Below are 25,060 nucleotides of genomic sequence, written 5' to 3' on the forward strand. Positions count from 1 at the left end.
TCGGTGACGGGCTTGACGACTTTGTCGGTGACGGGCTTGACGACTTTGTCGGTGATCGGCTTGACGACCTTGTCGGTGACGGGCTTCACCACCTTGTCGGCGACAGGCGTGACCACCTTCTCAGTGGCAGGCTTCACAATCTTGTCGGTGACCGGGGTCAGTACAGCGTCGGACACCGGTGAGACCGTCTGTCCGACGACCTTGGTCACCCCGCCGAGCAATCCATCGTCTTCGCGATCGGCGGCGCGGGCGTGCGATGCATCCAGGACGGCCGTGAAGGTCATCCAGAGCAAGGCGATGCCGAATCCGATCGCAGCGAGGAGACCGAGTCGGACGAACGCGCGTTGCGTTGCGAGCACAGGTCACCTCCACGATGTCTCATCGGAACGCGTGCCGTGATGGCCGCGTTCTGCGGGGTGCCTGGACCACACACGGTACCGAGTTCCTATGAATTTGACAAGAGCTCTTCGACGCGCTCTTTGAGGGGCTGAGAGGCGTCAGGAACGGGCCGACTTTCTCATTTGACAAATCCCGGATTCTGCACATGGGTGGGGATAACCCCGAACCTTCAACCCGCACTTGAAGTCGGTTGTCTATCCACAGAGTGTGGGAAACGAAAGGCCAGGTCAGAGGCTATTCGAAGCGAGCGGGTTCAACAGATTCCACGTCCTGTCCACAGGGTCTGTGCACAGGACCTGCGGCGTTTCGCGCACGTTGTCCACACAGTTATCCACAGGCCGGTTTGCGTGTGTCGGAACCCCTCCATAACGTGTGCGAGGGCCTTCCAGCGGGCCCGGAAGAGGGGCTTGGATGTCGATTGCGGATCTGTCCGACGACCGGATCGGCGGAGCCCGAGGCCCTGAGCGGGTCCCTCCTCACGACATGCTCGCCGAGCAGAGCACCCTGGGCGGCATGCTCCTTTCGGGCGACGCGGTCGCCGACGTCATTGAGGCGCTCCGCGGCACGGACTTCTACGTGCCGAAGCACGAGCTGATCTTCGAAGCCGTCCTCTCGCTGTACTCCCACGGTGAGCCGACCGACGTCGTCGCCGTTACGGACGAGCTGATCAAGACCGGCGATCTGCAGCGCGCCGGCGGTGCCGACTACCTGCACTCCCTCACGTCGATCGTCCCCACCGCGGCGAATGCGGCGTACTACGCATCGATCGTCCGTGAGCGTGCGCTGCTCCGCCGCCTCGTCGAAGCCGGCACCCGCATCGTCCAGATGGGCTACAACGGGCAGGGCGAGGCGCTCGACCTCGTCAACAACGCCCAGGCCGAGATCTACTCCGTCACCGGTGCGGAGCAGTCCGAGGACTACGTCCCGCTGCAGGTCGCCGTGGATGCCGCCGTCGAGGAGATCGAGGCGGCACGTGGCCGCGACGGTCAGATGACCGGCATCCCGACCGGCTTCGCCGCCCTCGACCAGCTCACCAACGGCCTGCACGGCGGTCAGATGGTCGTCGTCGCCGCTCGCCCCGCGATGGGTAAGTCGACGCTCGCGCTCGACTTCGCCCGCGCGGCCGCCATCAAGCACAACCGCCCGACCGTCTTCTTCTCGCTCGAGATGGGGCGCAGCGAGATCGCGATGCGACTCATGAGCGCCGAGGGTGCGGTGCCGCTGCAGAGCATGCGAAAGGGCATGCTCGACAGCCGCGACTGGACGACGATCGCCTCGACCCGCGGGCGCATCAACGACGCGCCGCTGTACATCGACGACAGCCCGAACATGACGCTCGTCGAGATCCGCGCGAAGTGCCGCAAGCTCAAGCAGCGCGTCGGGCTCGAGATGGTCGTCATCGACTACCTCCAGCTCATGACGAGCGGCAAGCGCGTCGAGTCGCGTCAGCAGGAGGTCTCGGAGTTCTCCCGTGCGCTGAAGCTGCTGGCGAAGGAGCTGCAGGTCCCCGTCATCGCCCTGTCGCAGCTGAACCGTGGTGCCGAGCAGCGCGCCGACAAGAAGCCTGCCATCAGCGACCTGCGTGAATCGGGCTCGATCGAGCAGGATGCCGACATCGTCATCCTGCTGCACCGCGAGGCCGCCTACGAGAAGGACAGCCCCCGCGCCGGCGAAGCCGACCTCATCGTCGCCAAGCACCGTAACGGGCCGACCGACACGGTCGTCGTCGCGTTCCAGGGCCACTTCTCGCGCTTCACCGACATGGCCGTCGGGATGGACTGAGCTGTCGGATCCGGATGATCTTTGCGCAAACCGCGATATCGACCGGGCCACTCTGCGATTATGAAAAGTACGGCTGGATTGATCGAACCTCGACTGCCGCTGACGAGGGATGCTATCTACGCCAGACGTCGCGGTAGTCGGCGTGGTCCTGATGCGCGGATGCGAGTTGCATCAAGACACGTTCGAGAGTCGTCAACGCTGGATCTGACGCGACCAGAAGTCGTTGATGATGCTGCGCTTAGCGGCGCACTCGGCGATCACTCGTTGATAGTCCGCTGCGACGATCATCCGCTCTGGGTCGAAGGCGAACTGGGTCGCCCACAGGCAGAACTTGGTGTCGGTAGTTGGCGAGACGGATGCAACGTGGTCGGCGATGCGTTCGTCCTCCTCGATACGGGCGAGCAAGAACTCTGCGAGATCCGCTGCGTCGTCGGTCATGGCCGTGTCCTTCGCTCGAGTAACTGGCCAGGATGCCACATCCCGTGCTCAACGAACAGTGGCCACCTGAGCCGCAACGGTCCCGTCGAAGAGCGCTGACACGCCTCGATCCATGAGCTCTTTCGCTGCGCCAAGCAGGACTTCGCGAGCGCCAATGCGTTCGACGAACTGCCCAACGGCCGCCCGTGCACCGGCAGACTCCGCGAGGGCGACTGCCCCCAACCCCACTCCCGCGCATGTGAGCGCGACTTTTCCCGTAGTTGACATGGATCTCCGATCTCTGACCTGACTCATCGTCGGGTTCCCATCCCGATGGACTGCAAAGTTAGTGCGCTAAGCTGGATTGTGCAACCGCTAATTCTCGCGAGCCGCGCTATGCTTGTGGTCATGACGGTGTCGGAGTCGGCATTCGGGCAAATTGTCCGTGACCTGAGGCGCGAGAAGGGCCTCACCCAGGGAGCCCTCGGTGCCGCGGCGGGGTACCAAGGAGGGGCGGGCGTCACTGTATCCCGAATAGAGAATGGTCTTCTGGAGCCGAGTGCGGAGAGGCTCGAAGGAATTGCTACGGCCCTCGGCCTGACGAGCCGCGATCTTCTACACCTCGCAGCCGTACGCGCAACCACCGAGCGCGAGCAGTCACCGAGTGGGGTCGAGAGCTTCGACCATCGAATCGCCGCTATCCAAGAGGTGAATGAACGCCGGAAGAGCCTTGCAACGGCTTATCGTGCGTATACCGAGGCTGGAGCTGCCGCCGATTCAAGCTTCCTCGCTCCATTTCGTGCGATCGCCGCGCGGATGGAGGGGATCGAGGTCGAGGATGCGCCGCACGTTGAGGCTGAGGGCGGCGGAGATCAGAACGCAAGCGCCGAAGCTGCCTATCAACTTCGACTCACGACTTACGGGGTCAAGGAGGCGCTGGCAAGGTCCTCAAGGATCGGATCAGCCGGTGGTGCGAGCTTCGACAGTTTCGCGGAAGCAGTCGCGCTCTCCACTGTGGCAGCGGGAGCCGCCGCAGCTAACGCCAGCATGACGTCGGCCATGAGTGGTCTAGGCGCGGCGCTCAACGTCGCGTCTTCCGTGCGTGGCGCGCGGTCCACTGGGTGGCTCGCAGTCGCGGGAGGCGTCGTTGCGGGTGCCCTCGTCGCCGCCCTGACCGCCTCCGGAGCGAAGCGCACGAGGAAGCAGCGGCAGGTTCTTGAGGAGGAGCTCATCAAGGTCGAGGAACAGATCGCGGACACCCAGCCCGGTCTCGATGCGCTCCTCGAAGTCCTCCCGGCCGCTACGAAGACGCTGAATTACATCGCTGTTCACGCTGGACATGCACTTCATCGATGGGATGTCGTCGGCGCCTCTGGTCACGTCGACTGGCGGAGTCTTGGCGGCCTCGATCGTGCGCGGTACGAGGCGTTCACCGAGATCGCCGCTGCGCAGGTTGCTGTCCAGACCATCAGCGTCCGCGACCTCGTCGAGAGTCGCGGGCAGGAGTTGGATCGCACGAAGTCGCTCGTCGATGAGGTTCTGACCCAGTCGTGGGACAGGGTCACTCAACAGGTCTAGATGGGGTTCGCCCTGCCTGTCGGAGCGCGGACGTACACTCCGAGAGCCAACACCCACAGGAAGCCGTCCGCTCTGTAGCGGCCCGATATGATTCGGGCATCATGGCAGATGGTGCGTCGACGCAAAAGGAGCGGTTCAGTCGTGCCTGGATCATCGCAGCCGCAGCGTCTGCCAACTACACGTATGAGATCGTCGCTGACGACGCGCGCGGCGTCGACATGACCGTCCACAGCGACGTGCACACACTGGACTTTCAACTCAAGGCGACGAGCAAACCTGAGATCCAAGACGGCCACCTGATCCACGATCTCGATGTTCGAACCTACAACCTCCTTCGGTCGCAGAAGCGCTCCGGGTACGGAGTCCTTGCTCTCGTCGTGGTGGGGTCGGATACGTCAACTTGGCACCTCATGGACCACAACGGCACCGCCCTCACTCGGTCCGCGTACTACCTGCCGCTCATGGGCATGCCAACGACAACAAACTCGGCGACCGTTCGCCTCAAAGTCCCCATTAGCAACCTCCTGACCGCGGACGCTTTGCGGACGCTCATGGATGCCCAGGCAGCAAGGTGGGCGGCGTGATGGAGTCGCAGGAGTATGCATCCGAATCCGTCGCACCGGCCGATGTTGGGCAGTGGCTGAGAGCTCACGGGTGGCGTCGAGTCGCACAACTTGGCGACATCGCTCAACGCTGGCAGGGCGAAGAGGCTCAGGTAGTCGTGCCGATGCTTGAGTCATCGCCGGACTTCGGACTTCGATGGTCGGAGATGCTTGGTCTCCTGTCGAAGACATTGGACACGGACGAGGCCGGCATTCTGCTTGCCATTGCAAAGTCCGGCTCGGATGTGGCCGAGTTCCGAGCCACCGGTCAGATCGATGACTCCCTTCCTCTGGGCGACGCCGCCACGTTTATCGACTCAGTCCGCCGCTGGATGCAGGCATCTGCCAACTCCGTTCTACAGCCACGCAGCTACTTTGGGCACAGTGTCCCTGACGCTGCGCGAGATCACGCCCGCAAGGTGCGCATGGGGCAGACTCGTCGGGGCAGCTACGTCGTACCAGTGATCAGCCGCCTTCCGATTCTCTCGCCTGAGGATGACGACGACGCGGTCCTGTTCGATGAAGTGTCGTATCAACCGTTTGCGCGTAGCGCGATGCTTCGTCTTGCAGAAGGGCTCGGCACTCTGCGCGACCTTACGCACGGTGCCAGCGCACCAAGCCGGAGCAAGATCACTGAGGCCGTTGGTGCGGGCGTATCCTCCGAGCTCTGCGAAGCAGTCGCCAATACGCTTGAGACCGAGAGCATCGCTAGCCTTGACGTTTCCTTCAGCTGGGCCGAGAGACTGCCCGTTGCTCAAGCGCCGGGATTGGTAACACTGGAGGAGGGTGCGGTCGCGGTGATCCGCGACGTCGAGAACTTCCTCAAGGGCGAGCCGGTTGTGGGCCGCCAAACTGTCACGGGATACGTCAAGCGACTCGATCGGGGCGAAGAGGACCAAATTGGCCGAGTCACGCTGAGGATTCTCGACAACGACAAGGCGCGCAACGTCACGATCGAGCTCAATGATGACGACTACCACGTCGCGGGCGAGGCGAACACGGAGCGGAGGATGGTGTCAGCGACCGGTGTTCTGAACCGCACGCCTGGACGCGCTCTACGGTTCACGGAAGTCGATCAGTTTCGGTTCCTAGACGACCTCCCCCTGTTCGTTGATGATTCCGTGTAGGGCCGTGAGCTGTCACTCGCAGCCGAGCGCGTTGGATACGGTGTGCCGGCGCCGAGATATGGTCCCTCAAATTAGCTGACGGGGTCGCCGATGTGCGCGAGCGTTCGCAGCACGTCGGGCTTGGTCTTTCGGTAGAGAAGCGTCCGCTCGCCCGGGAGACCGCCCGCTCGCTCAATGACGCCGATGCGAATCAAGCGTGAGATCAGGACGTGGATGATGTTGCAGCTAATGCCCTGCGCGTACGACTCCCATGTGGCGGGGGAGCGCGTACTGCTGGGCATCTCCCAAGGCTGACGATTAGGCCACCTCGGCATGGCCTAATCGGTATGGAATTCTGTGATGAATGTTACGTTGAGAGGTCGCCAACCGTGGCATCTCGGCTCTGACGACCGTGGACAGTCCGCGGCATGGGCCAGGATGGGGAACGGGGACGCTGTGTCGCGCCCTCATCGTTGCTAAGCCAGGAGTGCCCACCTGTGGTGAACCACGTCAACTTCATCTGGAACATCGCCGAGTCTCTGCGCGGCCCGTTCAAGCCCTCCGAGTACGGCTCTGTCGTTCTCCCGTTCACGGTGCTCCGCCGTCTCGACGCGGTCCTCGCTGACACGAAGGCTGAGGTGCTGAAGGTCGCGCCGACGGTCGAGTCGGCGCCGGAGATGCTGCAGCAGATGAAGTTGACGGATGCCGCGGGCCACCAGTTCTACAACACGTCGCCGTTCGACTTCGCCAAGCTCGTCGCCGACCCGCAGGACCTGCGCGCGAACCTGTCCTCGTACCTGGCGGGGTTCTCGTCGAACGTGCGGGACATCTTCGAGCGGTTCGAGTTTGACAAGACGCTGAACAAGCTTGCCGAGAAGAACAAGCTGTTCGCGGTGACGGAGAAGTTCGCGCAGGCCGACTTCCACCCCCGCGCGGTCAGCAACATTCAGATGGGCCTGGTCTTCGAAGAGCTCATCCGGTGGGCGAACGAGCGCTCAAATGAGACTGCGGGCGACCACTACACGCCGCGTGAGGTGATCGCGCTGATGGTGCAGCTGCTGTTCGCGCTTGACGACGACGCCTTATCGAAGTCGGGTGTGGTGCGGTCGATCTACGACCCGACCGCTGGCACCGGCGGGATGCTCTCGGTCGCGGACGAGTACCTGCGCAAGATGAACCCGGGCATCCAGCTCAGCCTGTACGGGCAGGACTACAACGACCAGTCGTACGCGATCTGCAAGGCCGACATGGTCATCAAGGGGCAGGATGTCGACAACATCGCCCTCGGCGACACCCTCACCGAAGACGCCTTCGACGACAAGAAGTTCGACTACGGCCTGTCCAACCCGCCCTTCGGTGTCGACTGGAAAGACCAGCGTAGCTACGTCGACGACGAGCACACCAAGCTCGGCTTCAACGGCCGCTTCGGACCCGGCACACCGGCCGTCAGTGACGGCGCCATGCTGTTCCTGCTGCACCTCGTGTCGAAGATGCGCAAGCCCGAAGACGGCGGCTCCCGCATGGCGATCGTCCTCAACGGGTCGCCTCTGTTCTCCGGCGGCGCCGGCGGCGGCGAGTCGAACATCCGCAAGTGGCTCCTCGACAACGACCTCGTCGAAGCGATTATTGGACTGCCGAAGGATATGTTCTACAACACCGGCATCTCCACCTACATCTGGGTCCTCACCAACCGCAAAGACGAGGCACGCAAGGGCCGCGTGCAGCTCATCGACGGCCGCGAGATGTTCACCAAGCTGCGCAAGGGCCTCGGCTCCAAGCGCAACGAACTCTCCCCGAAGAACATCGAGACCATCGTCGGCCTTTACGCCGGGTTCGAGGACGGCGAGCACTCGAAGACCTTCCGCAACGAGGACTTCCTCTACCGCACCATCACCGTCGAACGCCCCCTCAAACTGAACTGGCATGCCACCCCCGAACGCATCGACGCCGTGTTCGAAGCCAAGGCGGTCCAGAAGCTGAACGAAACGGATGCCGCAGCCCTCCGCGCGACCCTCGACCGGCTCGGCGCCGACACGGTGTGGAAGAGCCGTGCCGAGTTCCAGAAGGCGCTAAAGGATGCCGCGAAGGCCGAAGGCCTCGCCCTCCCCGCACCGCTCCTCAGGACGGTGACGGCGGAGCTCGGCGAGCAGGACGACACCGCCGACACCTGTACCGACGCGAAGGGCAACCCGGAGCCCGATGCATCACTCCGCGACACCGAGAACGTGCCGTGGGACGAGGATGTCGACGCCTACGTCGCCCGCGAAGTCCTGCCGTACGCGGCCGACGCGTGGGTCGACCACGCGAAGACCAAAGAAGGCGCGGAGATCCCTTTCACGCGCCACTTCTACCAGTACATCCCACCGCGCCCGCTCGAAGAGATCGACCGCGACCTCGAAGCCGTGATGGATGAGTTGCGCGCAATGCTCGTCGAGGTCGAACGGTGACTCGCTCCCGGAGAGACTCCGGCATCGGCTGGATTGGGGACATCCCGGAGGACTGGATGGTCGAGCCGTTTCGACGGCACTTCCGCGAATCGAAAGAGGTGAACGGGGCGACGCCTATCGGTCCGATGGTATCGATATCGGGGTATCGCGGTGTCGAGGAAAGGGTCTACGAGTCCGCCTCTCTTGTTCGTGATGACGACCAACTGGAGAACTATCGAGTGGTTCGCCCTGGCCAACTCGCCGTAAACACGATGTGGCTCAATTACGCCGGCCTCGGCGTGTCCGATCTGCTAGGGCATATGAGCCCGGCCTATCGGGCTTATTGGATCTCGGACCGCCTTGACCGACGCTACGCGCACCACCTCCTGCGGTCGTCCATCTACGTTCAGGGCTACACGGCTCTTCTCACGGGTATCCGACCCAACTCCCTGCAGATGAGTAGGGCGGACTTGATGTCGTTCCCAGTCCTCGTGCCTCCACTGGCTGAGCAGCGGGCGATTGCGGACTATCTGGATCGGGAAACGGCGCAGATCGACGCGTTCATCGCGAAGAACGAGGAACTCATCACCCTCCTCACCGAACGCCAAACGGCCAGTATCGTCCAAGCAGTTACCTCTGGGCTAGACCGCTCAAGCAATACTTGGAAAAGTAAAGTCGACTGGCTTAGCGGAGCAGCCGTGCCTTCGCACTGGGAAACCTGGAAGCTTGGTCTACTCGCGAAGCTGCAGAGCGGTGACTTCATTAGCGCAGACGAGATAGAACCAGAAGGCGCCTTCCCGGTGTACGGAGGCGGAGGCCTGCGGGGGTACGCCGCAACGTGCAACGTGCGAGGTGAGCATGTAGTGATCGGCCGTCAGGGCGCCTTGTGTGGTCAAGCTCGGCTGATCAACGGCGACTTCTACGCCACAGAGCATGCTGTCGTTGTGTATCCCCGTCGCGGCGTTGACCTCACCTGGCTACTGGCGATCCTGAACGCCATGAACCTCGGACAATACTCAGTCAGTGCGGCACAACCCGGCCTGTCGGTGGATGTCATCGCCTCGAAGCGTCTCCCGGTGCCGCCGCGGTCTGAGCAGCTAGAGATCGGTGAGTATCTACGACGAGTCGTGATGCGAACGGAGTCGGCGCTGTCGGTTGCCCGAAAGGCTATCGAGCTGGCGCGCGAGCGTCGTGCTGCCCTGATCTCCGCGGCCGTAACGGGCAAGATCGACGTAAGGGTGGCTGAATGATGAGCATGGCTGGGGCGCATCTCGAGTCGGTGTTGGAGAACGAGATCGCTGAGCACCTCGCCGCGAACGGCTGGCTCTACTCGCCGACCGACGTCGGGTACGACCGTGAGCTCGCTCTGTTCCCCGAGGACGTGCTGAAGTGGCTGGAAGACTCGCAGTCGGCGGAGTTCGCGAAGGTCGTTCGCCCTGGCGACACCGAGGCGCAGCGCGAGGCGGCGGGGCGCAGCATCCTGAATCGCCTGTCGAAGGCGCTCGACAACGATCCGTTGAAGAACGGCGGGACGATCCGGATGCTGCACGAGGGTTTCTCGATGGTGCCGGACCACGGCGGTGCGGTTAAGTTCACGCTGGCGCAGTTCCGGCCGGCGACGACGAACAACCCGGACACGCTGGCGGCGTACGCGAAGATGCGGATGCGGGTGATGCGTCAGGTGCATTACTCGGTGAAGCATCCGAACAACGCGTTGGATCTGGTTCTGTTCGTCAACGGCATCCCGGTTGCGACGATCGAGTTGAAGACGGACTTCACGCAGTCGATCGGCAACGCGGTGGCGCAGTATCAGTTCGATCGAAACCCGGCGGGTGAGCCGTTGTTCGCGTTTGCGAAGCGGTCGCTGGTGCATTTCGTGGTGTCGAACTCCGAGGTGCGGATGACGACGAAGCTCGCCGGCGCGAGCACCCGGTTCCTGCCGTTCAACAAGGGCGCCGACGAGGGCGCGGGCAATCCGCTGAACCCGCACGGGTCGGCAACCGCATACTTCTGGGAGGAGATCCTGCAGCGCGACACGTGGCTGCAGCTGCTGGGGTCGTTCGTGCACCTGCAGGTCGAGGTCGACGTCGACCCCGACACGGGCAAGAAGACCCGCTCCGAGAAGGTGCTGTTCCCCCGGTACCACCAGTGGCGGGCGGTGACCCGCCTCGTGGAGGCGGCGCGGGTGGAGGGGCCGGGCAACCGGTACTTGGTGCAGCATTCGGCGGGGTCGGGCAAGACGAACTCGATCTCGTGGCTCGCGCACCGTCTGTCGCAGCTGCACGACGACGCGAACGAGCGGGTGTTCGACACGGTGGTGGTGGTGACCGACCGGACGGTGCTCGACAAGCAGCTGCAGGACGCGATCGCGCAGTTTGAGAAGCAGGCCGGGGTGGTGCAGTCCATCACCCGGGATGCGGGTGAGTCGAAGTCGAAGCAGCTCGCGACGGCGCTGACTGGTGGCAAGAACATCGTGATCGTGACGATCCAGTCGTTCGAGGCACTGATCACCGCGATCCAGACCCTGCCCGAACTGCGGGAACGTCGGTTCGCGGTGATCGCGGACGAGGCACACTCCTCACAGACCGGGTCGACCGCGGGCGCGTTGACGAAGGTGCTCTCGCCGTCGGAGCAGGCTGCGGTCGCGGAGGGGGCGCCGATTGATTCGGATGCGTACCTGCAGTGGGCGATGGAGGCCACGGCATCCGCGCCGAACATCTCGTACTTCGCGTTCACCGCGACGCCGAAGGCGAAGACGCTCGAGTTGTTCGGGCGGGTCCCTGAGGGTGGGGATCTTCCGGAGCCGTTCGATCTGTATTCGATGCAGCAGGCGATCGAGGAGGGGTTCATCCTCGACGTGCTGCAGAACTACACGCCGTACAAGGTGGCGTGGAAGCTGCAGCATCCCGATGGGGACTACGACGGTGCGGGGGAGGTCGACGAGTCGACCGCGGTGAAGGCACTGGTGCAGTACGTCCGGTTGCATCCGACGAACATCAGCCAAAAGGCGAAGATCGTCGTCGACCACTTCCGCACATACGCGCAGCCGTTGCTGGACGGCAAGGCGAAAGCGATGGTCGTCACCGGCTCGCGGGTTGAGGCCGTCCGCTGGAAGAAGTACCTCGACAAGTACATCGCCGATGCCGGCGTGCAGGACGTGCGGTCGCTGGTCGCGTTCTCGGGCACGGTCGAGGACCCGGACGATGTCGGTGAGGGGCTGACCGAGCGCACCCAGAACCCTGGAGTGCCGTCTGATCTCGCGGAGGCTTTCAAGCCGGCGACGTTCAACGTGATGATCGTGGCGGAGAAGTTCCAGACTGGGTTCGACCAGCCCCGCCTGGTCGCGATGTACGTCGACAAGAAGCTCGGCGGGGTGCAGGCCGTGCAGACCCTGTCCCGCCTGAACCGGACGTACCCCGGCAAGGACAAGACGTTCGTCCTCGACTTCGTCAACGAGCCCGAGGAGGTGCTGGATGCGTTCCTGCCGTACTACCGGAAGGCGACGCTGACGGCGACGACCGACCCGAACCTGATCTACGACCTTGTGGTCAAGCTGGACTCGGCGGGGATCTACGACATGTCGGAGGTCGAGCAGGCGTTCGACGCCGCCCTCGCGGGTGGAGTGAACGTGAACTCGAAGGTGTCGGCGGCGACTGCGCTGGCGGTGGACCGGTTCCAGAAACGATGGGTCGCCGCGGTCCTGGATGACGACAAGACCGAGCAGGACGAGCTGCGGCTCTTCAAGGCCGACGTGGGCAACTTCGTGAAGTTCTACGACTTCATCTCTCAGGCCCGCAACCTCGAAGACACCGACCTCCCGCGCCGGCATTACTTCTTCCGCCGCATCCTGCCGCAGCTGTCGACCGCGACAATCCTCGAACCGGTCGACATCTCGGACGTGACACTCGTCGGCTACAAGATCAGCGCCGGTGAGTCCGTGAAGCTCAACCTCGAGCAGGGACCGGGCCTCGACCCGATCACCGCGATCGGCTCGGGTGCGATCCACGAGAAGCACCGGTCCGCGCTCGAGGAAATCATCCACAAGCTCAACGAGCGCCTCGGCGACAAGTACGGCGTCGGCGTCATCGACCTCCAGATGAATCACATCGTCGGCCAGCTCGCGCTGGATGTGGATCTCGCGAACCAGGCCGCGGTGAACAGTCCGCAGCAGTTTGCCGAGTCCCCGGCTCTGCCGAAGGCGTTCGCGAAAGCGCTGCTCGGCGTGCGGGACGAGACACCCGCGTTCATCGACGACCTCTTCAACGACAGCGGACTGTTCGCAGAGCTCGGGAAGGCGCTGCCGGCGATGCTGTACGAGTATCTGAAGGACCAGGGGGCTGTACGTGGCTGACCTCAAGCTCTTCCGTGTGACCGCCGGCGTTGCGGCCGAGCTGCACAGTACGACGGTGGCGCTGGAACGTTCTTTGCAGCAGTTGATCGAGCGGAACATGGAGGAGATGTTCGCGACGCGGTTCCTCGCGAGCGAGTTCTCCACCGGCAGCAGGCACGGCGGACGGATCGATTCTCTGGGCATCAATGAGAACAACTCCCCTGTGATCTTCGAGTACAAGCGGGCCACCAATGAGAACGTCATCAACCAAGGCCTCTTTTACTTGAACTGGCTCCTCGATCACAAAGCCGAGTTCACCCTGCTCGTCATGGAGAAGCTCGGACGCGACGTCGCCGACGCGATCGACTGGCGGGCACCCCGCCTCGTGTGCGTGGCGAGCGGGTACACCCGATACGACGAACACGCTGTCGAGCAGATCAACAGATCGATCGACCTCGTCACATACCGCGACTTCGGCGGCGAGCTCTTCGCGCTCGAACTCGTCCACGCATCGCGAGTCGAGCCGCAGTCCGCGAACGATGCCCCCGACGCATCACGCGGGCACGGGCGCACGGTCACGGAACTGCTGAGCCAGGCATCTCCGGAACCCACGGCGTTGTACGAGCAGCTAGATGCTTACCTCGCCGCGCTCGGCGATGACGTGTCGAAGAAGGCGACGAAGCAGTACTTCGCCTATCGGCGCCTGAAGAACTTCGCGTGCGTCGAGGTGCACCCGCAGTCCCGAAACCTGCTGGTGTATCTGAAGGTCAACCCTGACGAAGTTGACCTGGAGGAGGGGTTCTCAAGGGACGTCCGGAACATCGGACATTTCGGCACAGGCGACCTCGAGCTCCGAATCTCGAACCAGCGCCACCTCGATCGAGCGCAGGACTTTCTGCAGGCGAGCTACGAGAACAGCTGATTCATGGAGCCAAGGGTGGTGAGCGTCGACGTTGACGCCAGGTCGAGGACGGCATCGTGAACATTCCAGATATTGACTTCGCACGAATTCGTTCGATGGGTCCCGGGGGGCAGCGGGATGGTTTCGAGCAGTTCGTGTGCCGGCTAGCAGGCCAAGAGCCACCGGCCGAAGATGCCAGGTTCGTCTCGTTGAATGGAGCTGGAGGCGACGGTGGTGTCGAGTGCTATTGGACGCTGGGTGATGGAAGCGAGCACGGCTGGCAGGCGAAGTACTGGACAGATCACGGTGATGTAAGCAAGCGTCAGCTTGACAAGTCGGTTGATGCTGCGCTCGCTCAGCATCCATCGCTCACCAAGTACACAATCGCCATTCCGACTGACCCCACCGGTCCCACCGGCGGCCAAGGCAAGTCTCTCCTTGAAAAGATCACCGATAGGGACGGTTGGCTCGACGGGTGGAGGGCTAAAGCCAGCGCCCGAAACATGAGCGTGGAGTTCGAGCTTGAGTGGTCAACGAACCTCATTAGCCGCCTCGAACGGCTGGACTCGACGGGACTTCAGCGCCGCTACTGGTTTGATGCGGACATTTTGGCGGACCAGTGGTGGGCGGACCGACTCGCCAGCTCTGTTACCGCGGCAAGACCCCGATACATCCCCGAATTGAACGTCGAGGTTCCCGCGCATTTGGCAATCAGCGCGCTCTGTTCCGACGACGACTGGTGGGCGATCGTCGAAGGCCACGTTTCAAGGATCGATGAAGCGTCCCGCGCTGTCGGTACAGCCAAGAATCTCGCCCTGGCAGCCAACATGGACGCGGCTCTCGACGCAGCAGGCCCGGTGAACGACACCCTAGCCGCCTGGCAGGGTCGGCGACGCACGCAAGATCTCGAGGCTCTTGCAGGTGCGCTTGACGCGTCTGTCGCCGCGGTTCGGGAGCAGGAGTCCATTGAGGTCGCCGCAATGGATGCCCGATATCCTGAGACTCGTTGGGACTCCAAACGCTGGCGTCAGTACCAAGCCGAGTATGGAGTTTCCTTTCCCGCCGCCGCGGTTGACGCGTTGCGCGATCTGGATGCCGCGCTGAGCGCCACCACCGAAGCTCTTGTTGGCCCGCTTGGAAGACTCGCGAGCTGCCAAGCCGCGCTCATGACTGGAGCCGCAGGGGTCGGCAAGACATTCGTTGCGATCGATGCGGTAGCGCGCCGCCTGAATCAGGCCCGGCCAAGCCTCGTCTTGCATGGGCGTTGGTTCAATGATCACGACCCCCTCCTTCAGCTCCGCGACCTCCTGCACATGCCCCGCGACCTCACCGGGGATGAAGCCCTTGGCCTCCTCGACGAAGCCGCCATCATTGCGGGGGCCACGACGCTCGTCGTCATCGACGCGCTGAACGATACGCGTCCACGGTCGACCTGGCGAGACAACCTCGATCGCCTCGTATCTGCTGCGGAAAGGTACCCGGGTATTCGCATTCTGGTGACAGCGCGGACACACTACGTCTCCCAGGTCCTCCCGACAGGCATGACGCTGGAGAGGTTCGAGCACACAGGATTCGAAGGCGTCGAGTTTGAGGCGATCACTGAGTACGCCGACTTCTACGGGCTCGAACCTCCTGCCTCGCCCCCCATTCACGGCGAGTTCGACAATCCGCTGTACTTGCGCCTAGTGTGCGAAGCCCTCCTGCGGGAAGGTCGACTTGGGCTCGAACACGCCGCCATGGGTCTCGGCGAGCTGACTGCCATGATCCTCAACAACGCAAACGAAGTTGTCAGTGACCGCATTGATGCGCCGCGTGCGGACCGAGTGGTGCACTCGGCGATGCACGCGCTGGCCTCCGCGATCGTTGACGGCGGACCTGACCCATGGCTGACACGCAGTCAGGCACAGGCTGTGGTCGCTCCAATTTGGCCCGACCGTTCCGCGGAGAAGTCGCTACTTGACGCGTTGATTGCACAGGGCCTCCTCGAAGAGGACGTAGTTCCCGACGGCACGACCTACGGCCGCGACATTATTGCGATCACTTTCGAGCGCATCGGCCAGCATCTCATCGTCAGCGACGCGCTTTCACAGGTGCAAGACGCGGCTGGCATTGAGGCCGAGCTCAAGAGTCGACTGGGCAGGATCGTCGGGTTGGGTTCCACAATCGACCTCGGCTTGTTGGAAGCTACCTCGGTCGTGATCTCTGAGCGGTTTGGGATCGAACTAGCCGAGTTCCGGTCGGTGATCGATGATGACGACGCCATTGCGGCAGCCGTTGTGGCCGGCACCGCATGGCGTAACGACACCTCCATCGACACCGCAACACGCGACATCGTGCTGGACGCACTCCGCAGCTCCCGGACCGTCTCCGACACACTCGCGCTACTCTTCCGGCTCGCCGTCCGCCCCCAACATCCGCTCAACGCAGACTTCCTCCACGAGGTTCTCACCAGCAAGCGCATGGCGGTACGCGATGCTGTACTTGCGCGTTGGTTCCACGGTACGCATGAGACCGGCGGCTCCGTCGATCGCCTGATCCGGTGGGCGCGAGAGAAGCCCCTCGAACGGGTTGGCGACGAAACGGCAAGACTCTGGGTTACAGCACTTCTCTGGTGCACGTCCGCAACGGATCGTCGAGTACGCGACACCGCGTCGATCGCAGCGGTTCGCCTTCTGACAAGGCACACCGATCAAGTGGCCGGGTCCCTTGAACGGTTCACCGCTGTGGATGACGAATGGATTGTTGAGCGCGCGTGCGCCGTCGCCTACGCCGCTCTGCTTGCAAACGGCGCTTACGAAGACTGGACTGCGGCCGCTGAGGTTGCTTCACAGAGAATTTTCGCGGCTGGCCAGGTCACGCGGAATGCCAGTGTTCGGGATGTGGCGCGTAGCCTGCTCGAGGCTGCCAACCATCGGGGTTCGCTACCCGCGGGGCTCACACCGGAGCAGTTTCGGCCACCCTATGCAAGTAGCTGGCCGCTTGAGTGGCCGACTGAACAAGAGGTTGCAGCGCTCGACCGGAACGACTACCCGAAGCTTGTTCACTCCACCACGGGTGACGACTTCTTCACGTACCAGTTGAGCCCCGTGCTCAGGGACCGACCCGGTATCGACCTCGATGCGGCTGCTCGATGGGTGGTCCTTGAGGCGATCCGAATCGGATACGAACCAGGGCTGCACCGCTCGTTCGACATCTACGTCATCAATGAGTTCGGCGATGGTCGTTCAACGCCTGCATGGATCGAGCGCATCGGCAAGAAGTACCAATGGATCGCGCTCAATCACCTCGCGGGAGTCGTCGCTGACCACATTCCGGCAACGCGCGAGTCCTGGGACCCACCGGAGACACCCGTTCCGGGTCCGCAGACGCGTCTCACTACGCAGATGGACCCCACGGTCGTGGAGTTCGACGTGAACCCGGACAGACCGCGACCGTGGGTCCCCGAGTACGAATGGCGACCGGCCATGGAGGCAGCGGAGGCGGACTGGATCGCCAAGGGGACGGACTTCCCTCGCATCGCAGTCGATGCACCGATCCTGGATGGACGGCCGCATCTGGTGCTCTCCGGCGCCTACACCTGGCTCCATGAGGATGAGTCGTCATCCCGTCAACGTCGCATCTCGACCAGCGTCTACTCGCACCTCGTCTCTACTGATGATCTGGCTACAGTCATCGACGAACTCCAGCAACGCGACCTGGTCGGTAGCCCCGTTGCTGAGAGCACCTACGTGTACGACGGGTACGTCGGCGACTTCCCCTACGGCCATCATCACGAGCCGTGGCTCCACCTCGTTCGTCATGAATGGACCGAGCCCCTGAGTGTCGTTTCGCGACGCGCCACGTGGGACTTTCTCGGCGAGCATGAATATGCCCCCGACGACCTGAAGACGATCTCGCTCGACGTCCCCGCACCCGAACTATTTGGATCGGCGCCCGGAGGGCTACGTTGGAACGGCCACAACGGCTGGGTTGATGAAGCCGGACTCCAAGTCGCAACCGTTCGCCACGTCGGAAGGGGCCAGAACGAACTCTTGATGGACACTGACTGGCTCGCACGGTGGTTGACAGCGGAGCGAATGTCGCTCGTCCTCGTCGAGAACAGTGGCAAGGAGGTATACGGCGGGATAGGCGACAGCTCGAACTACCCCGGTCGACACACTCGATCACAGGTCCACAGCTGGACTCCTGGTGAGGACTTGCGGACTGCAAAGCCGGGATGGAATCACACCGAAGCTCGCACCGCATAACCGGTAAGCGCGCGACCACGGCGCGCGCCGTGAGGGTGTTTGGGCGACGTAGCGGGTACCGGGCGACCTAGCTTCTAGCTTAGAGCTTCACTTTCCTTCACCTCCTCACTGTCTATCCCTTTGTCTAACCGGGCCGCTTCGTGGAACCTATGGATAGACAAACGGATTGCTAAGGAGCATTCATGCCCGTCAACTGGATTCCTCTTCTGGTGCCAGAAGCCGACTACCTGGAGCTCGCCGCCATCGTGGCGAGCCGCACCCGAGAGCGCGGTGAGGAACTCGCCTTCCCGCCAGTCGTCGCTGCCCTATCGAGTGAGGAGAGCGCGAACACCAGCACTGCACTGAGCTATGCCAAGGCGGGCGTTGCTGAACTCGTCGCATGGAGCATCGAGGACCTCCGCCGCTTGGCGCGGAGCGAAGCGGTGACTGCGCAGCGCTGGGCACGTGCAATGGATGCCTGCACGGAACGCGTGGGGGAATACCTCTCGACCCAAGAGGTCGCCGCGATGACGGGCATGACCATCAACGAGTGGCGCGATGCACCTCGCAAGATCACGCGGCACTTAGCAACTCACTACCCCGACAACCCTGGATGGCCGCTAGCTGTCCGAAGCGGCCGGCGGCTCGGGCACTCGTATGATCAGGCCTATTGGGCCATCAGCGAGGAGCAGGCCAAACGGTGGCGTGAGGTTCGCGCGGAGGCGAGCTGATGGACGTGCACGAGTACATCGATGAGCCGGACACGAACTCGGGGGCTGGCCGGTACGCGTCGCTGGACGCGGCGTTCGCGGATCAGCGCACTCCGATGGAGAATCGTGATTTCATCCGACGATTGCTCTCGAGGTTCAACGTCGAGGGCTACTACGACCGGGGACGCTACATAAAAGCCGTCCGTCGGGACAGCAAGTTTGCGATCCAGGTTCATCACGGTTGGACGAACGGCTTCACCAGCGAAGACGAGATCGTCGATGCCGTGGGCGATGTGGATCGCTGGCCTAGTGGGCGCAGCAAGAAGTTGTGGGGCGTCGCGCATCCAGAGCACCGCATCCGCTCTGGCGGTGTCAGCCGCGCGAGTCGCCAGGAGCGAAAGCCGTCCCCCTGCCCAACTTGCGGGCTCCAATTGCCCGCGACCGGGCACTGTCCCTACTGCGCGTAGATCGTCGGAGATCACCTGGACAGATTTCGGTCGTCCCACCGTCGGCCGTCGGTGGGAATCCGAAATCTATTGCGGTCAGACCTGCCCGGATTTCACGCAAACTAGGGCGAAACATCTGCTGCTCTGCGCAACGTGTATCGGGATCCGACAGCCCCGCGCGAGCAGGCAGACGAAAGCGGAGAACGAAGAAAAGGGAATACGGGCGCGGTCGACGCGCTTATGGTTGACCAAACACAACTTGTTCTGCCGGCCACTGCTGGCCCCCCGTCGCGCATGACCCGTCGCGCGGCATCCTTATCGGCCTTCACCCCTCCGAGGAACCGTGACCACTGCTGCCGTGTCGAGCCCGACCACCCGAAGCACCCCGGTGATGACCCACCGCCAGATCCTGTTCGTCATCTTCGGGCTCATGGCGGGTATGTTCCTGTCTGCGCTCGACCAGACCGTCGTCGGCACCGCGATCCGCACGATCGGCGACGACCTCAACGGCCTCAGCCAGCAGGCCTGGGTGACGACTGCGTACCTGATCGTGTCGACGATCTCGACGCCCATCTACGGCAAGCTCTCCGACATCTTCGGACGCCGGCCCCTCTTCATCATCGCCATCGCGATCTTCATCGTCGGCTCGGTCGCCGCGAGCTTCTCGACCTCGATGATCGAGCTCTCCGCCTTCCGCGCGATCCAGGGTCTCGGCGCCGGTGGTCTCATGTCGATGCCGCTGGCGATCATGGGCGACATCCTCGCCCCCCGCGAGCGAGCCAAGTATCAGGGCTACTTCCTGGCCGTCTTCGGCATCTCCTCGGTGATCGGTCCCCTCGTCGGCGGCCTGTTCGCCGGCTCGGGTGAGATTCTCTTCATCGCCGGCTGGCGCTGGGTCTTCCTGATCAACGTGCCGATCGGCCTCGTCGCGTTGGCGGTCGTCCTGCGGTTCCTGCACATCCCGCGGCACCCGCACGGGGCGGTGCGCATCGACTGGTTCGGTGCGGCCGCGGTCATCATCGCGCTCGTTCCGCTGCTGCTCATCGCGGAGCAGGGCCGCGAATGGGGCTGGACCTCGCCCATCGCCATCGCCTGCTACGTCGTCGGTGTGATCGGCATCGTCGCCTTCATCCTGATCGAGCGCGGCATGAAGGATGACGCGCTCATCCCGCTGAAGCTCTTCCGGTCGTCGACGTTCTCGATGGCGACGATCATCGGCGTCTTCGTCGGCTTCGCGATGTTCGGCGCGATGCTCACGCTGCCGCTCTACCTGCAGCTCGTGCTCGGCTCGACGCCCACCGAGAGCGGCATCCAGCTGCTGCCGATGATCCTGGGACTCATGATCTCGTCGATCGTCAGCGGTCAGATCATCGCCCGCACGGGCCACTACCGGATCTTCCCGACCATCGGCACCGCCTTCATGGTGCTGGGCTTCCTCACGCTGACCTTCGTCCGGTACGACTCCTCGTACTGGCACCTCGCCGGCGCGATGCTCCTCATCGGTCTCGGCCTCGGCCAGCTCATGCAGACCCTCACGATCGCCTCGCAGAACTCCGTCGGTCCGCGGGACATCGGCGTCGCAACCTCGGGGTCGACCTTCTTCCGTCAAATCGGTGGCACGCTCGGCACGGCCGTGCTGCTGTCGCTGCTGTTCACGCTCGTGCCACTGAACCTGCAGACCAACTTCAAGGATCAGCAGTCACTCTCCGACGCCCTCGACGCCGCCCTCGACCCGACGGTCGCGAGCGCACCGGCCAACGCCGGCATCATGTCGAAGGTTTATGACCCCTTCGTGGGCCAGCTCTCGGACGGCGCCCTCGACGGCGCGCAGAAGGGCGTCGACGAGGCGAAGGCCGCGGCTGCCGACGCGGTCGCTCAGCAGGTCGCATCCGGGGCGATCCCCGCCGCCGCCCAACAGGAGGCCACCGCCCAAGCCGAACAGCAGGCCATCGCGCAGGCGGGGGCGAAGATCACCGAGCAGCTGCCCGTCGCGAAGGTGGCGGCCGACGGCACGGTGACGCTGGACTTCACGGATGCCGCTGCCCGCCGCGCCTTCGTCGACCAGGCGGTCCCGCAGATCATCGACGGGATGTCGAACTCGTCCGGCTCGTCCTTCGACGACAGCACGATGGACGACACCTCGTTCCTCAACGGTGCCGACCCGCGCCTGACGAAGCCGCTTCTGGTGTCGTTCAACCAGTCGACGGTGAGCGTGTACTGGGTGGCCATGGGCGTCGCCCTGATCGCGTTCGTCCTGACGCTGTTCTTCCGCACTCCGCCGCTGCGTCAGAAGTCGGCGCTGCAGGAGTCAGCCGACGCCGAGCGTCAGCCCGAGCCGATCGCGCTCGGCTGACGCCGGCGGGATGCCGCGAGCCCCACTCGAGTTCCTAGAGTGGGGGGATGAGCTCGCGAGGCGACCGCACCCCGTCGCCGGCCGTGCAGATCGTGATCGTGGTCCTCGCGGTGGGCGTCGGGGTTCCGGTCGGGATCGGCGCGTGGATCGGCGGCATCCTTCTCGCCGAGAACCTCGGGGTGCAGATCTCGCCGGAGCAGGTCTTCGCGTGGATCATCGCCGCTGTCGTCGGCGTCGTCCTCTGGCCCCTCTCGCTCCGCGCTGCACGGCGAGGGTTCTCGAAGACGACCGGCGCGGGTCCGGTGATTGCGGCGGCGGCGCGGGGCGAGCGAGCCCTCCGTGCGCTCGTCGTCATGGTGGGTGCCGTCGCGCTCGTGGCCCTCTGTGGACCGCGCGAGACGGCGAGCACGCTCGCCGCCGCGTGGGAGGCCCTCGCGATCGGTCGGCGCGAGAGCGGTCTCGTCATCCAGCTGCTCAGCCTCATCCTGGTGGCCATCCTCGCGACGCCGGTCGTCGTCTACACGCACCGCGCGGCGAAGAAGCTGCCTGCGGGTGACCCGCGCCGCCTCGTACTGCAGGAGCGCGAAGCGTGGACCCTGGCCGCTGCCACCGCGTGGACGACCTCGCTCATGCTCGGCCTCATCCTCGCCATCGCCATCCTGCTCTGGCTCTGACACGCAGACCCCCGAAGGAGACATCATGCGCAACCTCGTCTACTACGTCGCCGTGAGCATCGACGGCTGCATCGCCGACGAGAACGGCGGGTACGACGCCTTCCTCATCGACGGCGACCACAACGCCGTCATCTTCGGCGAGTACGCCGACGCCCTGCCCGGGCACGTGCAACGGGCGGTCGGCATCCACCCCACGAACACGACGTTCGACACCGTGATCATGGGCTGGAACACCCTGATTCCCGCATTGGATGCCGGGATCACGAGCCCGTACCCGCACCTCCGGCAAGTGGTCGCCAGCCGTCGGGAGCGCGAGGTCGATCCGTCGGTCACCCTGACGAACGATCCAGTGGCGACCGTCCGGTCCCTCAAGCAGGAGGACGGCGCCGACATCTGGCTCTGCGGTGGGGGTGAGCTCGCCGGAGCCCTGCTGCCCGAAATCGACCGCCTCGTGCTGAAGCGCCACCCGGTGGCTCTGGGCTCCGGCATCCGCTTGTTCGGTGAGGCCGCCCCCGCGGAGTACCCCTTCACGCGGACGCGCGTGCGCGAGTTCGCCTCGGGTGTCGCGATCGAGGAGTACGCGCGCCGCGCGGGCTGACGAGGGTCAGGCGGGATGCCGCCGGAGCAGCTTCTCGGCCACCATCATCGCTCCGCCGAGCACGGCCGGAATGCCGCCGCCCGGGTGCACCGCGGCGCCGACCCGCCACAACCACGGCCGCCGGAGGTCGTGGTGCGCGGGCTGGTGGAACGGACCGCTCATCCAGAGCGGCCGCGCCGCTCCGTACAGGGCGCCGTGGCGCTCGCCGAAGGTACCGAAGTAGGCGGGGTCGAGGACCGCGGCATCCGTCATCGAATCGGTGAGCAGCTCGTCGAGGCCCATCGTGCGGGAGATCCGTTCGACCTCGCGCCGCACGAACGGGCGCTCGAGGCTGTACCCCGACCCGTCGGCCGGCGCGGTCAGCAGCACGGCGAGCGTGCTCCGATCGTTCGGGTAGACCTGACCGGCGCGGTAGAGGTTGACGAACGCCATCGTGTCGGCGGGCTCATCGCCCGCGGCGAGGCTGCGGTGCAGGGCGTCGGGCTTCGTGGGGAGGATGACGCTGTGCGCGGCGATCCGCTCGGGCAGCGGCTCGCGGAGCGCGCCGTAGATCGCCACCGCGGAGCACGACAGGGCGCCCGGGGTGCGCCGCCGCCCGCCGAGCAGGTCATTCACCCGGTCCGCGTCGAGCGCGCTCACGACGATGTCGGCCGCGAACGAGCCGCCCGCCGTCGTCACCCGTCCACGCTCGATGCGGGTCACGATCTCGCCGGTGCGGATGTCGACGCCCGCGGCATCCGCCATGCGCTCCAGGGCGAGCGGGATCTCGTACACGCCGCCGCGGGGAACCCACACACCGGATGCCGCCATGACGGCCGGCATGCTCGCGTAGAGCGCGGGCGTGCGCTCGGGCGGGACGCCGGCGTTGAGCGTGTGGATGGCGATGATCTCGCGGAGGCCGTTGGGCATCCACGTGAGGCTGTCGAGGTACGAGCGGGTGCTCAGCCGCGGTCCGTAGACCGCGAGCAGCCGGCGCAGCGCCGGGAGCGACCGTCGGTCGAGCGGATCGGCGACGAGGAGCGCGGTCACGTCGTCGGCGAGGGGCGCGTGCTCGTCGCTGAACCGCTTCCACGCCGGGTACCAGGGGTGCTCCGGCGGCACGGGGAGGGTGACCTCCTCGCCGTCGTAGTAATAGCGGCCGACCTCGGGGAGCCGCTCCAGCTCGATCGCGCGGGGGTCCGTGCCGAGGCGTGCGCACAGCTCGTGCCACACGCCGGGGAACGTCACGAGCGACGGACCCGAGTCGATGCGCTCGCCGTCGACCTCGAGCCGGCGGCTCTTGCCGCCGACCGTCGCCGCCCGCTCCAGCAGGGTGACGTCGTGTCCGGCACGGGCGAGCAGAGCGGATGCCGCCAGCCCCCCGAGACCTGCCCCGATGACGACGATGCGGCTCATCCGTACACCTCGAAGAACATCTTCGTCAGCTGCAGCCCGCTCGCGACCGAGCCGGCGACGTAGGGGAAGGCGATCGACACCGGGTACAGGCGACGCCCGGTCGCGGGGGTGGGGCGCAGCAGCATCCACACGACGAGGACGCCCGCGATCGCGAGGTTGAGAGCTGCGACCGGGATGCTGACGGGGGCGAACAGGACGGTGGACGCCAGCCACCAGAATCCGCTCCACACCGCCGTGCCGCGAGGCCCGAGAAGCACGGCAGTCGTCCGGATGCCGGCCTCGCGATCCTCGTCGATGTCCTGCACCGCGTCGTAGGCGTGCTTCGCGACGCTCCATGCGAGGAGGCCGATGACGGCGGGCCACAGCGGCGGCTCGCCGAGCGCGACCGGGACGATCAGCAGGGGCAGGCCGTAGGCGGCGTTGCTGAGGGAATCGAGGAACGGCCGCTGCTTGAACCGCAGCGGGGGCGCCGAGTAGAAGACGAAGACCAGCGTGTAGAGGAGGATCAGCCCGACGGCCGCGGGCGGGTAGGCGATGAGGAACCAGACGAGGAACGGCACATTCGTGATCGCGACGGCCCAGACGATCAGCCGCACCTCGCGCGGCTCGATCCGAGCGCCCTCGATCGAGCCCTTCCGCGGGTTCAGCGCGTCGGTCTCCTGGTCGAAGATGTCGTTCACGCCGTAGATCAGCAGATTGAACGGCAGGGTCAACCAGATGAGGAGCGGGATCGCCGCGGCATCCAGCAATTGCCCCGTGAGCCACATGCCGAGAACACCGGTGCCGATCGTGTTGATCCAGAGGACCGGGCGCGAGATGTGGACCAGACGGCCGAGCGTCGACCAGGCCGAGGCGCGGCGAGTCGGGGCGGGCTGATGGTCGATGGCGGGACTCCTCGGGTGGCGACGGCGCGGACGACCGTGTCCCGCGATTGTATGCGGCGGGGGTGCCGCACCGGCGGCTCTTGCGCCGGGGTTGCTCGCCTGTCGCGACGTGCGAAGGCGCGCGGCGTGTTGTGACAGGGGAGCGGGGGTCAGGGGCGCGGCGCTCGCTGCCCTGTCGCGATGTGCGGAGGCACGCGGCGTGTTGTGACAGGGGAGCGCGGGATGCCGCGTGG

18 protein-coding genes and 1 pseudogene are annotated in these 25,060 nt (G+C 64.7%); 14 read left to right on the forward strand and 5 right to left on the reverse strand.

What is annotated here, in order from left to right; all coding sequences use genetic code 11:
- A pseudogene (locus AC4NN1_RS10195) lies at positions 1-284 on the reverse strand (hypothetical protein); the annotation flags it as partial.
- Positions 285-810: 526 nt separating this feature from the next.
- On the opposite strand from AC4NN1_RS10195, the gene dnaB reads away from it, so the two are divergent.
- Positions 811-2,181 carry a replicative DNA helicase gene (gene dnaB / locus AC4NN1_RS10200; RefSeq protein WP_018187763.1) on the forward strand — a complete coding sequence of 457 codons (1,371 nt, stop codon included), beginning with the start codon at positions 811-813 and terminating at the stop codon, positions 2,179-2,181.
- A 192-nt stretch (positions 2,182-2,373) separates the two neighbouring features.
- Here dnaB and AC4NN1_RS10205 read toward each other — a convergent pair whose 3' ends face one another.
- A complete protein-coding gene (locus AC4NN1_RS10205) occupies positions 2,374-2,619 on the reverse strand; it encodes a DUF6221 family protein (RefSeq protein ID WP_491955216.1) in 246 nt (81 codons plus the stop codon).
- Between the two features lie 387 nt (positions 2,620-3,006).
- Between AC4NN1_RS10205 and AC4NN1_RS10210 the strand changes: the two genes are divergently transcribed.
- The 3 genes from AC4NN1_RS10210 (at position 3,007) to AC4NN1_RS10220 (ending at position 5,905) form a co-directional block, all read left to right on the forward strand.
- Positions 3,007-4,176 (forward strand): helix-turn-helix domain-containing protein, encoded by a 1,170-nt coding sequence (locus AC4NN1_RS10210; RefSeq protein WP_491955217.1) that lies wholly within the window; start codon positions 3,007-3,009, stop codon positions 4,174-4,176.
- Between the two features lie 101 nt (positions 4,177-4,277).
- Entirely contained in the window at positions 4,278-4,760 is a 483-nt protein-coding gene (locus AC4NN1_RS10215; RefSeq protein ID WP_491955218.1) for a DUF4365 domain-containing protein, read from the forward strand.
- Positions 4,757-5,905 (forward strand): hypothetical protein, encoded by a 1,149-nt coding sequence (locus AC4NN1_RS10220; RefSeq protein ID WP_491955219.1) that lies wholly within the window; start codon positions 4,757-4,759, stop codon positions 5,903-5,905. Before AC4NN1_RS10215 ends, AC4NN1_RS10220 begins: the two co-directional genes overlap by 4 nt.
- A gap of 71 nt (positions 5,906-5,976) precedes the next feature.
- On the opposite strand, the gene AC4NN1_RS10225 is transcribed toward AC4NN1_RS10220, so the two are convergent.
- The gene (locus AC4NN1_RS10225; protein ID WP_491955220.1) at positions 5,977-6,186 is read right to left on the reverse strand and encodes a hypothetical protein; all 210 of its coding nucleotides are present in this window, start codon (positions 6,184-6,186) and stop codon (positions 5,977-5,979) included.
- A 195-nt stretch (positions 6,187-6,381) separates the two neighbouring features.
- Between AC4NN1_RS10225 and AC4NN1_RS10230 the strand changes: the two genes are divergently transcribed.
- From AC4NN1_RS10230 to AC4NN1_RS10275, 10 genes are all read left to right on the forward strand, one after another.
- Positions 6,382-8,331 carry a type I restriction-modification system subunit M gene (locus AC4NN1_RS10230; RefSeq protein WP_491955221.1) on the forward strand — a complete coding sequence of 650 codons (1,950 nt, stop codon included), beginning with the start codon at positions 6,382-6,384 and terminating at the stop codon, positions 8,329-8,331.
- A 56-nt stretch (positions 8,332-8,387) separates the two neighbouring features.
- Complete coding sequence (locus AC4NN1_RS10235; RefSeq protein WP_491955222.1) at positions 8,388-9,560, forward strand: restriction endonuclease subunit S; 1,173 nt, start codon at positions 8,388-8,390, stop codon at positions 9,558-9,560.
- The gene (locus AC4NN1_RS10240) at positions 9,557-12,661 is read left to right on the forward strand and encodes a type I restriction endonuclease subunit R (RefSeq protein WP_491955223.1); all 3,105 of its coding nucleotides are present in this window, start codon (positions 9,557-9,559) and stop codon (positions 12,659-12,661) included. Before AC4NN1_RS10235 ends, AC4NN1_RS10240 begins: the two co-directional genes overlap by 4 nt.
- Positions 12,662-12,677: 16 nt before the next feature.
- The gene (locus AC4NN1_RS10245; RefSeq protein ID WP_491955224.1) at positions 12,678-13,562 is read left to right on the forward strand and encodes a DUF5655 domain-containing protein; all 885 of its coding nucleotides are present in this window, start codon (positions 12,678-12,680) and stop codon (positions 13,560-13,562) included.
- 56 nt (positions 13,563-13,618) lie between these two features.
- Positions 13,619-17,788, forward strand: coding sequence for an NACHT domain-containing protein (locus tag AC4NN1_RS10250; protein WP_491955225.1), 4,170 nt, complete (start codon positions 13,619-13,621; stop codon positions 17,786-17,788).
- A 182-nt stretch (positions 17,789-17,970) separates the two neighbouring features.
- Positions 17,971-18,498 carry a hypothetical protein gene (locus AC4NN1_RS10255; RefSeq protein WP_491955226.1) on the forward strand — a complete coding sequence of 176 codons (528 nt, stop codon included), beginning with the start codon at positions 17,971-17,973 and terminating at the stop codon, positions 18,496-18,498.
- Positions 18,498-18,944: a hypothetical protein gene (locus AC4NN1_RS10260; RefSeq protein WP_491955227.1), complete on the forward strand. Its 447-nt coding sequence runs from the start codon at positions 18,498-18,500 to the stop codon at positions 18,942-18,944. The genes AC4NN1_RS10255 and AC4NN1_RS10260 overlap by 1 nt, the downstream gene beginning before the upstream one ends.
- Positions 18,945-19,314: 370 nt before the next feature.
- Positions 19,315-21,276, forward strand: a complete 1,962-nt coding sequence (locus AC4NN1_RS10265; RefSeq protein ID WP_491955522.1) for an MDR family MFS transporter — start codon at positions 19,315-19,317, stop codon at positions 21,274-21,276.
- Positions 21,277-21,323: 47 nt separating this feature from the next.
- On the forward strand, positions 21,324-21,950 hold the full coding sequence (locus AC4NN1_RS10270) for a hypothetical protein (RefSeq protein WP_491955228.1): 627 nt from the start codon (positions 21,324-21,326) through the stop codon (positions 21,948-21,950).
- Positions 21,951-21,975: 25 nt separating this feature from the next.
- A complete protein-coding gene (locus AC4NN1_RS10275; RefSeq protein ID WP_491955229.1) occupies positions 21,976-22,548 on the forward strand; it encodes a dihydrofolate reductase family protein in 573 nt (190 codons plus the stop codon).
- Positions 22,549-22,554: 6 nt separating this feature from the next.
- Here the strand turns inward: AC4NN1_RS10275 and AC4NN1_RS10280 are convergent, their stop codons facing one another.
- Together AC4NN1_RS10280 and AC4NN1_RS10285 are read right to left on the reverse strand one after the other, a co-directional pair.
- Complete coding sequence (locus AC4NN1_RS10280) at positions 22,555-23,943, reverse strand: phytoene desaturase family protein (RefSeq protein ID WP_491955230.1); 1,389 nt, start codon at positions 23,941-23,943, stop codon at positions 22,555-22,557.
- Entirely contained in the window at positions 23,940-24,827 is an 888-nt protein-coding gene (locus tag AC4NN1_RS10285; protein ID WP_491955523.1) for a UbiA family prenyltransferase, read from the reverse strand. The genes AC4NN1_RS10280 and AC4NN1_RS10285 overlap by 4 nt, the downstream gene beginning before the upstream one ends.
- Positions 24,828-25,060 lie beyond the last annotated feature (233 nt).

The sequence above is a fragment of the Microbacterium sp. MDV22-iso44 genome (genome assembly GCF_058629135.1).

What these genes read in the sequence shown, in the direction of transcription:
- AC4NN1_RS10240 (WP_491955223.1), top strand. Translation starts at nt 9,557, where the DNA reads ATGATGAGCATGGCTGGGGCGCATCTCGAGTCGGTGTTGGAGAACGAG.
- AC4NN1_RS10255 (WP_491955226.1), top strand. Translation starts at nt 17,971, where the DNA reads ATGCCCGTCAACTGGATTCCTCTTCTGGTGCCAGAAGCCGACTACCTG.
- AC4NN1_RS10210 (WP_491955217.1), top strand. Translation starts at nt 3,007, where the DNA reads ATGACGGTGTCGGAGTCGGCATTCGGGCAAATTGTCCGTGACCTGAGG.
- AC4NN1_RS10260 (WP_491955227.1), top strand. Translation starts at nt 18,498, where the DNA reads ATGGACGTGCACGAGTACATCGATGAGCCGGACACGAACTCGGGGGCT.
- AC4NN1_RS10270 (WP_491955228.1), top strand. Translation starts at nt 21,324, where the DNA reads ATGAGCTCGCGAGGCGACCGCACCCCGTCGCCGGCCGTGCAGATCGTG.
- AC4NN1_RS10205 (WP_491955216.1), bottom strand. Translation starts at nt 2,619, where the DNA reads ATGACCGACGACGCAGCGGATCTCGCAGAGTTCTTGCTCGCCCGTATC.
- AC4NN1_RS10280 (WP_491955230.1), bottom strand. Translation starts at nt 23,943, where the DNA reads ATGAGCCGCATCGTCGTCATCGGGGCAGGTCTCGGGGGGCTGGCGGCA.
- AC4NN1_RS10225 (WP_491955220.1), bottom strand. Translation starts at nt 6,186, where the DNA reads ATGCCCAGCAGTACGCGCTCCCCCGCCACATGGGAGTCGTACGCGCAG.
- dnaB (WP_018187763.1), top strand. Translation starts at nt 811, where the DNA reads ATGTCGATTGCGGATCTGTCCGACGACCGGATCGGCGGAGCCCGAGGC.
- AC4NN1_RS10275 (WP_491955229.1), top strand. Translation starts at nt 21,976, where the DNA reads ATGCGCAACCTCGTCTACTACGTCGCCGTGAGCATCGACGGCTGCATC.
- AC4NN1_RS10235 (WP_491955222.1), top strand. Translation starts at nt 8,388, where the DNA reads ATGGTCGAGCCGTTTCGACGGCACTTCCGCGAATCGAAAGAGGTGAAC.
- AC4NN1_RS10265 (WP_491955522.1), top strand. Translation starts at nt 19,315, where the DNA reads ATGACCCACCGCCAGATCCTGTTCGTCATCTTCGGGCTCATGGCGGGT.
- AC4NN1_RS10215 (WP_491955218.1), top strand. Translation starts at nt 4,278, where the DNA reads ATGGCAGATGGTGCGTCGACGCAAAAGGAGCGGTTCAGTCGTGCCTGG.